Genomic DNA, 14545 nt, shown 5'->3' on the forward strand with positions numbered 1-14545 from the left:
TGCCCGCCGCCACGAAGACGCAGAAGGATCACGTGCGATGAACGACCACACTCCCCAGGGCGAGCACGACAGCACCCCGGTGCCGCTGAACCAGGGCCATGTGCAGGGCACCGGCGGCATCCCGGAGCGCTTCGAGAACCCCGGCCTGCCGCCGCACGTCCACCGGGCATCCGACACCGACGAGCAGGCGGCCAAGCGGGCCGAGCGGACCATCGCCGGACTCTTCGGCCTCTCGATGCTCGGGACCGTCCTCTTCCTCGTCGCCTACTTCATGGTCGACGTCGACGAGATGACCTTCGTCCCCGGCATCGGCGACATGAGCCTGTCCAACCTCCTCCTCGGCCTGGGCCTGGCCCTGGCCCTGCTCGGCATCGGCCTCGGCGCGGTTCAGTGGGCCAAGACGCTCATGCCGGACGAAGAGGTCGTCGAGATGCGTCACCCGATGCGCTCCTCCGACGAGGCCCGCGAGGGGTTCGTCCAGACGATCCTCGATGGGGGCGAGAGCTCGCAGCTCACCCGGCGCCCGCTGATCAAGGCCACCCTTGGTGGTGCGCTCGGGCTCTTCTCCCTCCCGCTGCTCGTTCAGCTCGCGGGCAGCCTCGGACCGCTGCCGCGCAACGACCTGTCGGTGACGTTCTGGAACGGCGAGAAGGGCGAGGACGGCACCTGGACCGCGATGCAGCGCCGGCTGCACCTCGACCCGGAGGACCGGCCGATCAAGGCCAGCGACGTCACCATCGGGTCCGTCTTCCACGTCCTCCCCGAGGGGCTCCAGAGCGAGCTGCACGGGGCGGAGAAGCTCAACGAGATCACCAAGGCGTCCGTGCTCGTCATGCGCCTGAACCCCGACGAATTCCAGGACACCCCTCAGGGCCGCAAGGCCCGAGACTGGGGCTACCAGGGGATCGTCGCCTACTCCAAGGTCTGCACCCACGTCGGCTGCCCCGTCGGCCTGTACGAGCAGACCACACACCACCTGCTGTGCCCCTGCCACCAGTCCACCTTCGACGTGACCAACGACTGCGAGGTCATCTTCGGCCCGGCGGGGCGTCCCCTGCCGCAGCTGAAGATCGGCGTCGACGCGCAGGGATACCTCATCGCCGAGCAGTCCTTCCAGGAACCGGTCGGCCCGAGCTTCTGGGAGCGTGAGTCCTGATGAGCACCACCGCCCGCCCCGCGGACGCCCTCCGCGCAGACGACACCACCCGCCGCGAGCCCGCCTCCCCCGGCCTGAAGAAGGTCGGAGGGGTCGCCGGTTGGATCGACGACCGCACCGGCGCCGCCAAGGGCGTCGGCTACCTCATGAAGAAGGTCTTCCCCGACCACTGGTCCTTCATGCTCGGCGAGATCGCGATGTACTCGATGATCGTCTGCATGCTCACCGGGGTCTTCCTCACCCTGTGGTTCGACCCCACCCAGGGAGAGGTCGTCTACGAGGGCTCCTACGTCCCGCTCCAGGGCGTCGAGATGTCCCGGGCCTATGCCTCCACCCTGGACATCTCCTTCGACGTCAAGGGCGGCCTGCTGATCCGCCAGATCCACCACTGGTCGGCGCTGCTCTTCATCGTGGCCCTTTCGGTGCACATGCTCCGCGTGTTCTTCACCGGCGCCTTCCGCAAGCCGCGCGAGATCAACTGGGTCATCGGCTGCCTCCTGTCGATGCTCGCCCTCATCGAGGGCTTCGCCGGTTACTCCCTCCCCGACGACCTGCTCTCCGGCACCGGGCTGCGCGCGGCCCAGGGCTTCATGCTCAGCGCACCAGTCATCGGCAGCTACCTCAGCTACGCGCTGTTCGGCGGCGGCTTCCCGGGCGAGGACATCATCCCCCGCCTGTACTCCCTGCACATCCTCCTGCTACCCGGCATCCTCATCGCGCTGTTCACCGCACACATCGTGCTGGTCGCGGTCCAGAAACACACCCAGTACCCCGGGCCCGGACGCACCAACGACAACGTCGTGGGCTTCCCGGTCATGCCGGTCTACGCCGCGAAGGCGGGCGGGTTCTTCTTCATCGTCTTCGGTGGCATCGCCCTGATCTCCTCGCTCGTCCAGATCAACGCGGTGTGGGTGCACGGCCCGTACATGCCGAACGCCACCACGGCCGGGGCGCAGCCGGACTGGTACATGCTCTTCCCCGACGGCGCGCTCCGTCTGCTGCCCGGCTGGCTCGAGCACACGACGTTCGGCTTCACCTGGGCGTGGCCGGTGATCATCGGCTCGCTGCTCGTCATCCCGCTCTTCTACGCCGGCATGATCGCCTACCCGTTCATCGAGGCCTGGGTCACCGGCGACCAGCGTGAGCATCACCTGCTCGACCGCCCGCGCAACCGTCCGGTCCGCACCGGCCTCGGTGTCGCCGCCTTCACCCTGTGGGCCGTCCTGACGTTCGCCTCGAGCAACGACATCATGGCGATCAAGTTCGACCTGTCGATCAACGACATCACCAACGCGCTGCGGGTCCTGACCTTCGTCGGTCCGCTCATCGCCTTCTGGGCGACCCGGCGGATCTGCCTCTCGCTCCAGCGGCACGACCGCGAGACGGTGCTGCACGGCCGTGAGAGCGGGATGATCGTGCGGGGTCCTGACGGCGACTTCCACGAGGTGCACGAGCCGCTCGACCCGTACGAGCGCTGGACCCTCGTGCAGCACGAGGCCCACGAGCCGCTGCAGCTCGAGGCCGACGAGGTCGACGAGAACGGCGTGGCCCGCAAGGGCGGTGCGAAGCGCAAGCTGCGCGCCCGGCTCTCGGAGTTCTACTACGGCGGCGCCGTGCACCCGGTCACCCCGGCCGAGCTCGAGGCGGCCCACCACGATGGCCACGAGCACGAGGCGATCGAGAGCGCCAACCGCGCCGACGAGTCCGAGGTCGACCCGGTCCGGTCCGTCGGGGCGGAGCGGCACTGATCAGCCGCTCCCCCGCCTACGCGTACGGGCCCCGGAGGAGATCCTCCGGGGCCCGTCCCGTTGACTCGCGAAGGGAGGGACTCGCGCCATGAACACGGCCCCCGCCCCAGCCGCCCGCTCCACGGGCGAGGACAAGGCGCCCTTCCGGCTGGTCGTCATCCTCGCCGTCCTCGGGATGTTCGGGCCCTTCTCCATCGACACGGCCTTCCCCGCCTTCGCACGCATGGGCGAAGACCTCTCCTCCAGCCCTGCCGCGATGCAGCAGGTGGTCTCGGTCTACATGCTCGCCTTCGCCTCGATGAGCCTCTTCCACGGCCCGCTCTCCGACGCGCTCGGACGCAAGCCGGTGATGATCGCCGGCAGTCTCGGCTACGTCCTTGCCTCGGCGGTCTGCGCCCTGGCACCGACCCTCCCTCTGGTCCTGACCGGACGGGCCCTGCAGGGATTCACCGCCGGCGCCGCGACGATCGTTTCCCGGGCCGTGGTCCGCGACCTCTACGACGGTCCGGCCGCTCAGCGACTCATGAGCGCGATCGCGATGGTCTTCGCCATCGGTCCGGGGGTGGCGCCGGTCTTCGGCGGCTGGCTGCTGCTCACGGGCACCTGGCGGAGCATCTTCTGGGCGCTGAGCATCTACGGCCTCGTCGTGGCGGTCTCGTCGCGCTCGCCCTTCCGGAGTCCCTCCCACAGCATGAGCGTCGTCCGTTCCGACCCGGACCCCTCGTCAGCGACGTCATGACCATCCTGCGTGACCCGGCGTTCCTCCGGGTGAGCGCGGCGTCGGCGTTCTCGTTCGGCGCGTTGTTCTTGTGGATCAGCTCGACCCCGATCCTTCTCCCCCGGCTCGGCCTGGGAGAGCAGGACTTCGGGCTGCTCTTCGTCCCGATGGTCGCGGCGATGGCGACCGGCTCCTTCCTCGCCAACCGGCTGGCGATGAGCACGACGATCGCCCGCCGGGTCGGCATCGGCCAGGCTGTGGCCCTCGCCGCTCTGGTCGTCGGTCTCGCGCTCGTCCTGGTCCCGGCGACGAGCGGGGAGCTGCCCTGGTTCGTCATCGCCCCGGTGGGCCTGGGCTTCGGCACGGGGCTGTACTTCCCGCTCTACCAGCTGGCGATGATCGACCTCTTCCCTGGGTCCCGGGGCGCGGCGGCGAGCGGCGGGACCTTCCTGACCCTGCTGGCGAACTCGGCCGTCGCGGGCGGGCTGGCCTCGCTCGTTGGAGAGTCGCTCATCACGATCTCGGTGACCACGCTGGTCATGCTGGTGCTCGGCATCGCATGCTGGCGGTGGCACGTGCACACGGACGGGAGCCCCGGATGATCGACGTCGACGACGAGACCTTCGCCGCCGCCGTGACCGACGGCATCGCGACCGTCCCCGACGAGCTCATGAAGATGGCCGACAACGTCGCGATCTTCGTCGAGGACGAGCCCGGCCCGGACCACGCGGACCCGGCGCTGACCGACGAGGAGAACGCCGGCCTGCTGGGCATGTATCTCGGGACCCCGCTCACCGAGCGCGACACCTGGTGGTCGGCCGGCTCGCTGCCCGATCAGATCGTCCTCTTCCGCGGCCCCCTGACCCGGATGTGCGACAGCCTCGACCAGCTTCGCGACGAGGTGGCGGTGACGATCGTCCACGAGCTCGCCCACCACTTCGGGATCGAGGAGGAGCGGCTGCACGCCCTCGGCTGGGGATGAAGCGACCGGCTGCCGCTGGCAGCCTGCCGCCCGAGAACCTCACAGCGGACGCGGGCCCGCGCCGTGCCGGGCGCCGTGGCTCGCCACGCCGAGACTCAGCGGCGTGTGCTCGGCTCTCGCCGAGACTCAGCGAGCGTGCTCGCCGTGGAAGGACTCGTACACCCAGCCGACGACCGCGAAGACTCCGAACAGGGCACCGAAGGCGATGATCCACCAGGCGACGGCGGTCCCGAGGAAGATCAGGGCCGACGCGATACCGAGCCACAGCGGCCACCACGAGTACGGGGTGAAGGCCCCGTAGTACCCGGCCTGCTGCTCGATCTCGCCGTCGAGGTCGTCCTCCGGGCGCAGCGGCAGCTTGCGGGCCACCATCCAGAGGTAGAACCCGATCATCGCTCCCAGGCCCGCACAGAGGATGAGCGCAATGACGCCGACCCACTCGGTCCAGTCGGTGACGACGCCGTAGATGACCCCGACGACGAGGAAGAACCCGGCGATGATGTTGAACATCTGAATCTCAGGCTTCATGTCCTGGCCTTCCCTCAGCGCTCGTCAGCGGAGCTCGTCGTGACGCGACCGGCGGCCCGCTCGCGCAGGATCTGCTCACGCTGGTCGCTCGGGGTGATCGATGACGGAGCGTACGCCGGGTGGTTGAGGTCGAAGGCCGGACGCTCGGAGCGGATCTTGGGGATCGACTCGAAGTTGTGTCGCGGCGGCGGGCACGACGTCGCCCACTCCAGCGAGTTGCCGTAGCCCCACGGGTCGTCCTCGGTGACAGTCGGCGCGCTGCGCTGGGTCTTCCACACGTTGTAGAAGAAGGGGAAGAAGGACAGCGCGAGGATGAACGACCCGACCGTGGAGATCTGGTTCGCCAGCTGGATGTTGTCCTCGACCATGTAATCGGCGTACCGACGCGGCATGTTCTGCACGCCCAGCCAGTGCTGGATGAGGAAGGTCGTGTGGAAGCCGATGAAGAGCAGCCAGAAGTGGATCTTGCCGAGCCGCTCGTCGAGCATCCTCCCGGTGAGCTTCGGCCACCAGAAGTAAGTTCCGGCGAAGAAGGAGAACACGATCGTCCCGAAGAGGACGTAGTGGAAGTGGGCGACCACGAAGTAGGTGTCGGAGACCTGGAAGTCCATCGCGGGGCTGGCGAGGATGATCCCGGTCAGCCCACCGAAGAGGAAGGTCACGAGGAACCCGATCGACCACACCATCGGCGTGTCGAAGACAAGCTTGCCGCCCCACATCGTGCCGATCCAGTTGAAGAACTTCACGCCCGTCGGGACCGCGATGAGCATCGTCATGATCGCGAAGAACGGCAAGAAGATCTGGCCGGTGACGTACATGTGGTGCGCCCAGACCGACACCGAGAGCGCCGCGATGGCGATGGTGGCGAAGACGAGCGTCTTGTACCCGAAGATCGGCTTGCGCGAGAAGACGGGGATGATCTCGGAGATCATGCCGAAGAACGGCAGGGCGAGCACGTAGACCTCGGGGTGCCCGAAGAACCAGAAGAGGTGCTGCCACAGGATCGCCCCGCCGCTGGCCGGGTCGAAGATGTGCCCGCCGAAGCGTCGGTCGACGCCGAGGCCGATCAGCGCCGCCGCGAGAACCGGGAAGGCCATGAGGATGAGCACCGAGGTGACGAGGATCGTCCAGGTGAAGATCGGCATCCGGAACATCGTCATGCCGGGAGCACGCATCGTGATGATCGTGGTGATGAAGTTGACCGCACCGAGGATGGTGCCGAAACCACCGAGCGCCAGACCCCACACCCACAGGTCTCCACCGAGGCCTGGGCTGTAGGTCGGGTTCGACAGCGGCGTGTACGCGGTCCAGCCGAACGATGCGGCACCGCCGGGCACGAGCAGGCCCGTGCCGGCGATGACCCCGCCGAAGGCGAACAGCCAGAAGGCGAACATGTTCAGCCGCGGGAAGGAGACGTCCGGCGCCCCGATCTGCAGCGGCATGAGGGCGTTGGCGAAGCCGGCGAAGGCGGGCGTCGCGAAGAGCAGCAGCATCACCGTGCCGTGCATGGTGAACATCTGGTTGAACTGGTCGGGGTTGTCCACGACGTCCAGTCCTGGGGACCACAGCTCGGCGCGGATGACCAGTGCCATCAGCCCGCCGAGGAGGAACCAGACGAAGCTGGTGATGAGGTAGAGGTTGCCGATCACCTTGTGATCGGTCGTCGTGAGGTACTTGAAGACCTGGGTGCCCGCGCGCTCCTTGCGCAGCTCGCGGCGCTCCTGCTGGTCAGCCGTGCGCTGAAGTGCTCCACCGACGCTCGACATCACTGATCTCCTTCGGGAAGCAGGTCCTGGTCGCGAGGCACGATGTCCTCACGGTTGAGGTCGTTGGGCAGCAGGCCCGTCTGGCCACGGTCCTTGAGGTCCTGCATGTGGGCGTCGAACTCGGCCGGCGAGACGACCTTGACGTTGAAAAGCATCTGGCTGTGGTACGCGCCGCAGAGCTCGGCACACTTGCCCTGGTAGGTGCCCTCCTTGTTGGGGGTCACCTGGAGGCGGTTCACCACGCCGGGGACGAGGTCCATCTTCTCGAGGAAGGCGGGGACCCAGAACGAGTGGATGACGTCACGGGAGGTGAGGACGAACTCGACCCGCTCGCCGACCGGCAGGTAGAGGGTCGGCAACGTCTCCTCCGCTCCCTCTTCACCGGAGGCGAGCTCGGCCATCTGGCCGCTGTCGTGCACGTCGGCGTCGACGTAGTTGAAGTCCCAGGTCCACTGCTTGCCGACGACGTTGATCGTCGTGTCGGGCTCCTGGCTCACGTCGTGCAGCTTGCTCTGCGCGTCCTCGGTGAAGTAGAAGAGCGCGCCGACCATGAGCATCGGGACGACGGTGTAGAGCACCTCGAGCGGCACGTTGTACTGCAGCTGGACGGGCAGGCTGCCGTCGTCGTCCTTGCGCCGGCGGTAGGCGACGATGCACCACAGGGTGAGGCCCCAGACGAGGACGCCGACCGCCATCGCCGCGATCCACGAGCCGATCCACAGGTTCTCGACGAGCGGAGCCTCCTCGGTGACCCCCTCGGGGAGGTAGCCGTTGGAGAACTTCGTGTCGATCCCGACGGCGCTGCACGCAGAGAGGGCGACCATGCTGATCGCCAGCCCGAGGACGCCGAGACGGCGTCGGGTCCGGCCGACGTGGCGGTCAGTACGAGGCAAGGGACACCCACCTGGATCCGTTGAGACGTGTACGGGTCCCAAGGTACCCCAGCCGCTCACCTCCATGGTGGCTGGGTGGCCTGGTCGGCCACGGCGCGTCGCCAGTCCACCGGCGGGTCGTCGACCGCACCGGCGACAAGGCGGGAGTAGGTCGGCCGGCTCACCTCGGTCACCCCGAGAGAGGCCAGGTGCGCGGTCTGCCACTGGACGTCGATCACGGCGTTCGGGCGCGAAGGGGTGAGCACGAGCGCGTCGAGCGCGACGAGGGCGACCTTGGAGGCGTCCCGGGCCCGGTGGAACATCGACTCCCCGGCGAAGAGGGAGCCCACGGAGACGCCGTAGAGGCCGCCGACCAGCTCCCCTTCGCCCGGCTCCCCCGCCCACACCTCGACCGAGTGCGCCCAGCCCAGCCGGTGTAGCTCTGCGTAGGCCGCCGCGATCTCGCGGGTGATCCAGGACCCGGGACGGGCGGGGTCGGCACACCCGGCGACCACGGCGTCGAAGGCGCGGTCGACGCTCACCCGGTAGCGCCGCAGCGAGGTACGCAGCGAGCGCGAGACGTGCAGCCCTCCCGGCAGCAGGACGCCACGCGTGTCGGGGCGCCACCAGCCCAGGGGCGCGGTCCCCCCTTCGCCGATCCCCATGGGGAAGATGCCGCGGCGATAGGCCGCGACGAGGGTGGCCGGCGCGAGGTCCGCCCCGACCGCGACAAGGTCGTCGCCGGGCTGGTCGACCACCGAGTCCAGGTCGAACGCGGACGGCCCCGGGTCGATCGGGGGGTAGGGAGAAGGCACCGAGTGCCCCGCTCAGGACGGGTCGTGGCCCTGGGGCAGCATCGCCGCCGCGACGAGATCGGCGCTCTCGTCGCCGTAGGCCTCGCGCAGCCGCTCGAGGAAGGCCGGGACGGTGACGTCGTACTCCTGCGTGCCGACGGTCTCGATGACGTAGGTCGCGAGCATCGAGCCGATCTCGGCGCACTGGCGCAGTGGCAGCTCGAGGGACAGGCCGGTGAGGAAGCCGGCGCGGAAGGCGTCACCCACGCCGGTCGGGTCGGCCTTGCGGACCTCGCCCGCGACGGGGACGTGGATCGGCTCCTCGATCCCCTCCCCGGTGATCCGGGCCCCGTCCTTGCCGAGCGTGGTCACCCGGTAGCGCACCTGCGCGTCGATCTCGGCCTGGCTCCAGCCGGTCTTCTGCTCGGTGAGCGAGGCCTCGTACTCGTTGGTGATGAGGTACTCCGCGCCGGTGATGAGGGTGCGGATGAAGGCTCCGTCGCTGAAGGCGAGCTGCTGGCTGGGGTCGGCGACGAAGGGGATGCCGCGCTCGCGGCACTCGTCGGTGTGGCGGCGCATCGCCTCGGGGTCGTCCGGGCCGACGAGGACGAGGTCCAGGCGGCCCACCCGAGCGGCGACCGGGGCGAGCTCGATCTCGCGGGCCTCGCTCATCGCGCCCGCGTAGAAGGTGGCGATCTGGGCCATGTCGTCGTCTGTGGTGCACACGAAGCGCGCGGTGTGCTGAGTCTGCGAGACGTGCACGGACTCGCAGTCCACCCCGTGCCGCTCGAGCCAGCTGCGGTAGGAGGCGAAGTCCTCCCCCACCGCCCCGAGCAGGACGGGCCGCTGCCCCAGCCGGGCCATCCCGAAGCAGATGTTGGCCGCAACCCCGCCGCGGCGGATCTCCAGCCGGTGCGCGAGGAAGGACAGCGAGATCTTGTCCAGCTGGTCGACGACCAGCGAGTCGCGGAAGCGGCCCGAGAAGGTCATGAGGTGGTCGGTGGCGATGGATCCGGCGATGGCGATGCGCACGCCGCGAACCTTATCCGGCCCGGTCGTCTATGGGCCGCAGACGGCGAAGGGGGTGTGCCGGGTCGTCCCGGCACACCCCCTTCGACTGTCGTCGGCTTTACCTCAGCTGAAGCTGTCGCCGCAGGCGCAGGAGCTGCCCGCGTTGGGGTTGTCGATGGTGAAGCCCTGCTTCTCGATGGTGTCGGCGAAGTCGATCGTCGCGCCCTCGAGGTACGGGCCGCTCATCCGGTCGACGACGACCTCGACGCCGTTGAAGTCGCGCACGAGGTCACCGTCGAGGCTGCGCTCGTCGAAGTAGAGCTGGTAGATCAGCCCGGAGCAGCCACCGGGCTGCACGCCGACGCGCAGGCGCAGGTCGTCGCGGCCCTCCTGCTCGAGCAGCGACTTGACCTTGTCGGCGGCGACGTCGGTGAGGAGCACGCCGTGGGTCTGCTGGCCGGTCTCGTCCTGGACGGTCATGAGGATCTCCTGGGGTTCGCGGTGGTTCTGCGGGGGTAACGACGCGGGTGGGTCGTGTTGTTCCCACCCACCACTGTAGGTGACGTCAGCTCGGGTCAACGCTGCGCCGGCTCATCGCTGCGGCGACCAGGTGGCGGCGACCCGCGCCGCCCGGTCGGCGAGGGAACCGACCGGGTCGAGCAGCGAGGCGTCGACGTCGTCGAGGCGTTCGGCGACCGCGTAGACCCCGCTGGCGCCCATCGCCATCGCCTCGCGGCGGCCGAGGAGCACCCGCCCGGCGATGATGACGACCGGGGTGGCGTGCCGGGCCGCGGCCTCGCACACTCCCGCGGCGACCTTGCCGGCCCGGCTCTGCCAGTCCAGCGACCCCTCACCGGTGATGACGAGGTCGGCGGCAGCCAGCAGCTGGTCGACCCCTACCGCGGTGAGCGTGGTCTCGACCCCGCTCACCCGGTGGCCGCCGAGGGTGAGCAGCCCGTAGCCGATGCCACCGGCGGCACCCGCCCCCGGCTCGCGGTCGAGTCGGCGGGGACGGCCGGTCATGAGGTCGGTCGGCGGGGGGCTGACGGTGGCCACGACGGAGGCGTAGTGCCCGAGCGAGGCCTCGAGCTGCTGGGCCAGCTCGGGCGAGGCGCCCTTCTGCGGGGCGAAGGTGGCGCTCGCGCCGTCGAGGCCGAGCAGCGGCACGTCGACGTCGGTGGCGACGACGAGCTCGACCCCGGCCAGTGCCGCACGGGCGCGCTCGATCGCTGCCAGACAGTCGTCCGCACCGGTCGCGCCCAGGCCGAGTCCCCCACCGGTCAGCACCTGGTTGTCGACCCCCGCGAGGGCGGCGAGCATCCCGGCGCCGGCGTCGTTCGTCCCGGAGCCGCCCAACCCGACGACCAGGCGGTCCACCCCTTCGCTCAGAGCGGCCCGCAGGAGCAGGCCGAGGCCGGCCGAGGTGGTGACCGCGGGGTCCCGCTCGCTCTCGTCCAGCAGGTGAAGGCCCACCGCCTGAGCGCTCTCGACCCAGGCGGTGCGCCGCCCGTCGCTCTCTGTGACGAGCACGGCGGCGGGCACCTGCCGGCCGAGCGGGTCGGTCACCGTCGTCGCGATGCTCTCCCCCGGGACCGCGGCGGCGACGACGTCGAGGAAGCCGGGACCGCCGTCGCTCAGCGGAAGCAGGGTGAGCAGGTCGTGGGGGGCGCTGCGGCGCCAGCCCTGCGCGATCGCCTCGGCGGCCTGGGTGGCGGTGAGGGTGCCGGTGAAGCAGTCGGGGGCGATGAGCACGTGCACGTCGGCGAATCTACCGATTGTCGTGGGTCGGCGCCCCTACGCTGGGCGAGATGACCTCCGCGCCCACGCTCCGCAGCGGCCCGGCCACGCGCGGGCTTCGTGGCCCGGCCGCCCGGGGACTCGTCGCGGGGTGGGCGGGTCTGGCGGTCGCCGAGCTGTCAGCCCGGCTGATCGGCTCGCAGGTGACCCCGCTCGAGGCTGTGGGTGCCTGGGTCGTCGAGCTGTCGCCGGGAGGGCTGGTCCGCGGGTCGATCGAGCTGCTCGGGGCGTGGGACAAGCCGGTACTCGTCGTCGGCATGGTGGTGGTGCTCAGCGCCCTCTACGCCGGGCTGGGGTACGTCGCCGAGCGGGCGCCGCTTCTCGGCGCTGCCGGCTTCGTCGTGCTCGCCGGGGTCGGGGCCGTCGCCGTCCTCACCCGCCCCGACACCTCCCCGGCAGCCGGGTTGAGCCTGCTCCTCGGGCTGGGGGCGAACGCCCTGTCGTGGGCCTGGACGGGGCGCCGGGACCTCGAGCCGGAGGAGGGACCGGGTGCCACGCGGCGGGTCCTGCTCGTCGCGGCAGGTGCCGCGGTGCTCGGGGTGTCGAGCCGGGTGGTCGGCCGGCAGCGCGAGCTCGTCGAGCGGGCCCGGGAGGTGCTGCGCCTTCCCGCCACCCGACCGGCCCCGCCAGCGGCCGCGCAGGTCGCTGCCCTTGAGGGGGTGACTCCCTGGCAGACCCCGAACGCCGACTTCTACCGGATCGACACGGTGCTCACTCCTCCGGCGCTCGACCCGGACCAGTGGCAGCTGCGGGTGCACGGCATGGTCGAGCGGGAGGTCGTGCTGGACCTGGCCGACCTGCTCGAGCGGCAGGTCACCGAGGCCTGGATCACCCTGAGCTGCGTGTCGAACCCGGTCGGTGGGGACCTCGTCGGCACCGCGTGGTGGAGCGGGGTTCGGGTGGCCGACCTGCTGGCCGAGGCTGGCGTGGCTGCTGAGGCCGACGCGATTCTCCAGACCAGCGCCGACGGGTGGACCTGCGCGACCCCGCTGTCAGCGGTGACGGACGATCGGGACGCGCTGCTCGCGGTCGCGATGAACGGCGAGCCGCTGCCGGTGGAGCACGGCTTCCCGGTGCGGATGGTGGTCCCGGGGCTCTACGGCTTCGTCTCGGCGACGAAGTGGATCGTCGACATCGAGGTGACCCGGTTCGCCGATGTCACCGCGTACTGGACGAAGCGGGGGTGGTCGGAGCAGGCACCGGTCCGGCTGGCCAGCCGGGTCGACCTCCCGCGCGCCGGCGCGACGGTGACTCGGGACGAGGCCGGCGCGGTGAGCATCGCCGGCTGCGCCTGGCACCAGCACACCGGCGTCTCGGCCGTCGAGTACTCGATCGACGCCGGGCCGTGGCAGGCCGCTCGCCTCGGCGAGACGCCCTCCGCAGACACCTGGGTGCAGTGGTCGGCGCGAGCGACCCTTGAGCCGGGCGAGCACACCGTGCGCGTGCGGGCGGTGAGCGCGGACGGCGAGGTCCAGACCGGCGAGCAGCGCGCAGTCGCGCCCGACGGGGCGACCGGCTGGGACGAGCACCGGTTCACCGTCAGCGAGAGCTGATCGCTCCGGGCTGGTCGGGGACGCTCAGGCCCGAGAGGCCGAGACCAGACCGTCCAGGCCGAGGGTGGGGTTGTTGGCCACCGGGACACGCTCGCCCTCCGGGATCGGCCCGGGAGCGGTGCCGTCACCGAAGGGGGATCCGCCCAGCTCCTCGCGGCCGTGCGGCTCGAGCCAGACCATCGGGTCGGGGCCCAGCGGGACGACCCCGGTCGGGTTGATGTCGCGGTGCACCTCGTAGTAATGGCTCTTGATGTCACCGAAGTCGGTGGTGTCACCGAAGCCGGGGGTCTGGTAGAGGTCCCGGGCGTAGGCCCAGAGCACCGGCATCTCGCTGAGCTTGGAGCGGTTGCACTTGAAGTGGCCGTGGTAGGCGGCGTCGAACCGCGCGAGGGTGGTGAAGAGGCGCACGTCGGCCTCGGTGATGTGCTCCCCGACGAGGTACCGGCGGGTCGAGAGCCGCTCCTGGAGCCAGTCCAGCGCCTCGAAGAGACGGTGGTAGGCCTTCTCGTATGACTCCTGGGTGCCGGCGAAGCCGCACCGGTAGACCCCGTTGTTCACGTCCTCGAAGACGCGCTGGTTGACCGCGTCCATCTCCTCGCGCAGCTCCTCGGGCCACAGGTCGGGGGCGCCCGCACGGTGGTGCGCACGCCACTGGGTGGAGAGGTCCTGGGTGATCTGCGGGAAGTCGTTGGTCACGACGGCGCCGGTGGGGATGTCGACGATCGCGGGCACGGTGATGCCGCGCGGATAGCCCGGCACGCGGGCCTCGTAGGCGTCCTTCAGGCGCGGAATCCCGAGCACGGGGTCGACCTGGCCGGGGTCGAGGTCGAAGGTCCAGCTGTCCTCGTCGTGGGTGGGCCCGGCGATGCCCATCGAGATGACGCCCTCGAGGCCGAGGAGACGGCGCACGATGATCGCCCGGTTCGCCCAGGGGCAGGCCCGGGCGACCGCCAGGTGATAGCGGCCTGGCTCGACCGGCCACTCCTGCTCGCCCACCGCGGTCTCGCCTCCGGGGGCCTTCGCCGGATCGGGTTCGGCGAGGATCCGGTCCGCGATGTAGGCCATGTCGCGGTTGTACTCCTGCTCGACGTACGTGCCCTGTCCCATCCACGACACGATAGTTGAGATGTGAATGACTTGTCCTCCCCGGCCCCCCCCCCGATCAGCGCTGGCCCTCCCCGGCCTCCCCCGGTCAGCGCTGGCCCTCCCCGGCCTCCCCCGGTCAGCGCTGGCCCTCCCCCGAGCAGCGCCCGACCTACCCCGCGCGAGCCGGGTGGATCAGCATTCGGTCATAGGAACCCGGCGAGAGATCCCAGATAACCGGGGTACCTCCCGATGACCCGCCACCCGACGACCCACCACCCGACGACCCACCACCCGAGGATCCAGCCCCTGACGAGACCTCGCCGGCCAGGCGGCGCCCGTGGACCAGGGTGTGGTGGCGCTGACAGAGCAGGGCCGCGTTGCTCAGGTCGGTCGGGCCAGCGTCGGCCCAGTGGATGAGGTGGTGCGCATCGCACCATCGCGCCGGAGTGGTGCAACCGGGATAGGTGCACCCGCCGTCGCGCAGCCACAACGTCTTGACCTGCATCGCGGAGAAGAGGCGCACGCCCCGACCCA

The 14545-nt window shown here is 70.2% G+C and carries 13 protein-coding genes and 1 pseudogene; 5 read left to right on the top strand and 9 right to left on the bottom strand.

Annotation, left to right across the window (positions count from 1 at the left end):
- The first annotated feature begins 37 nt into the window (after positions 1-37).
- From qcrA to FB557_RS13825, 4 genes and pseudogenes are all read left to right on the top strand, one after another.
- Positions 38-1156, top strand: coding sequence for a cytochrome bc1 complex Rieske iron-sulfur subunit (gene qcrA, locus FB557_RS13805; protein WP_144858189.1), 1119 nt, complete (start codon positions 38-40; stop codon positions 1154-1156).
- On the top strand, positions 1156-2904 hold the full coding sequence (qcrB, locus tag FB557_RS13810) for a cytochrome bc1 complex cytochrome b subunit (RefSeq protein WP_144858190.1): 1749 nt from the start codon (positions 1156-1158) through the stop codon (positions 2902-2904). Before qcrA ends, qcrB begins: the two co-directional genes overlap by 1 nt.
- Positions 2905-3127: 223 nt before the next feature.
- Positions 3128-4224: pseudogene (locus FB557_RS14835) on the top strand (multidrug effflux MFS transporter).
- On the top strand, positions 4221-4604 hold the full coding sequence (locus FB557_RS13825) for a metallopeptidase family protein (RefSeq protein WP_144858193.1): 384 nt from the start codon (positions 4221-4223) through the stop codon (positions 4602-4604). Before FB557_RS14835 ends, FB557_RS13825 begins: the two are co-directional and overlap by 4 nt.
- A 126-nt stretch (positions 4605-4730) precedes the next feature.
- Here FB557_RS13825 and FB557_RS13830 read toward each other — a convergent pair whose 3' ends face one another.
- From FB557_RS13830 to FB557_RS13860, 7 genes are all read right to left on the bottom strand, one after another.
- On the bottom strand, positions 4731-5132 hold the full coding sequence (locus FB557_RS13830) for a cytochrome c oxidase subunit 4 (protein ID WP_144858194.1): 402 nt from the start codon (positions 5130-5132) through the stop codon (positions 4731-4733).
- A 14-nt stretch (positions 5133-5146) separates the two neighbouring features.
- Positions 5147-6898, bottom strand: coding sequence for an aa3-type cytochrome oxidase subunit I (ctaD, locus tag FB557_RS13835; protein ID WP_144858195.1), 1752 nt, complete (start codon positions 6896-6898; stop codon positions 5147-5149).
- A complete protein-coding gene (ctaC, locus tag FB557_RS13840; protein WP_246074852.1) occupies positions 6898-7791 on the bottom strand; it encodes an aa3-type cytochrome oxidase subunit II in 894 nt (297 codons plus the stop codon). Before ctaC ends, ctaD begins: the two co-directional genes overlap by 1 nt.
- A 56-nt stretch (positions 7792-7847) precedes the next feature.
- Positions 7848-8585: a leucyl/phenylalanyl-tRNA--protein transferase gene (aat, locus tag FB557_RS13845; RefSeq protein ID WP_144858196.1), complete on the bottom strand. Its 738-nt coding sequence runs from the start codon at positions 8583-8585 to the stop codon at positions 7848-7850.
- A 12-nt stretch (positions 8586-8597) separates the two neighbouring features.
- Complete coding sequence (locus tag FB557_RS13850) at positions 8598-9596, bottom strand: carbohydrate kinase family protein (RefSeq protein WP_144858197.1); 999 nt, start codon at positions 9594-9596, stop codon at positions 8598-8600.
- A gap of 102 nt (positions 9597-9698) precedes the next feature.
- Positions 9699-10055 (bottom strand): HesB/IscA family protein, encoded by a 357-nt coding sequence (locus FB557_RS13855; protein ID WP_144858198.1) that lies wholly within the window; start codon positions 10053-10055, stop codon positions 9699-9701.
- Positions 10056-10166: 111 nt separating this feature from the next.
- Positions 10167-11333, bottom strand: a complete 1167-nt coding sequence (locus FB557_RS13860; protein ID WP_144858199.1) for a glycerate kinase family protein — start codon at positions 11331-11333, stop codon at positions 10167-10169.
- Positions 11334-11383: 50 nt separating this feature from the next.
- On the opposite strand from FB557_RS13860, the gene FB557_RS13865 reads away from it, so the two are divergent.
- Complete coding sequence (locus FB557_RS13865) at positions 11384-12925, top strand: molybdopterin-dependent oxidoreductase (protein ID WP_144858200.1); 1542 nt, start codon at positions 11384-11386, stop codon at positions 12923-12925.
- A gap of 24 nt (positions 12926-12949) precedes the next feature.
- On the opposite strand, the gene FB557_RS13870 is transcribed toward FB557_RS13865, so the two are convergent.
- The gene (locus tag FB557_RS13870; RefSeq protein WP_144858201.1) at positions 12950-14032 is read right to left on the bottom strand and encodes a glutathione S-transferase family protein; all 1083 of its coding nucleotides are present in this window, start codon (positions 14030-14032) and stop codon (positions 12950-12952) included.
- 148 nt (positions 14033-14180) lie between these two features.
- A partial coding sequence (locus tag FB557_RS13875) for an HNH endonuclease signature motif containing protein (RefSeq protein WP_144858202.1) occupies positions 14181-14545 on the bottom strand: 365 nt, incomplete at its 5' end.

Source organism: Marihabitans asiaticum, from assembly GCF_007828725.1.
GTDB classification, from domain to species: domain Bacteria; phylum Actinomycetota; class Actinomycetes; order Actinomycetales; family Dermatophilaceae; genus Marihabitans; species Marihabitans asiaticum.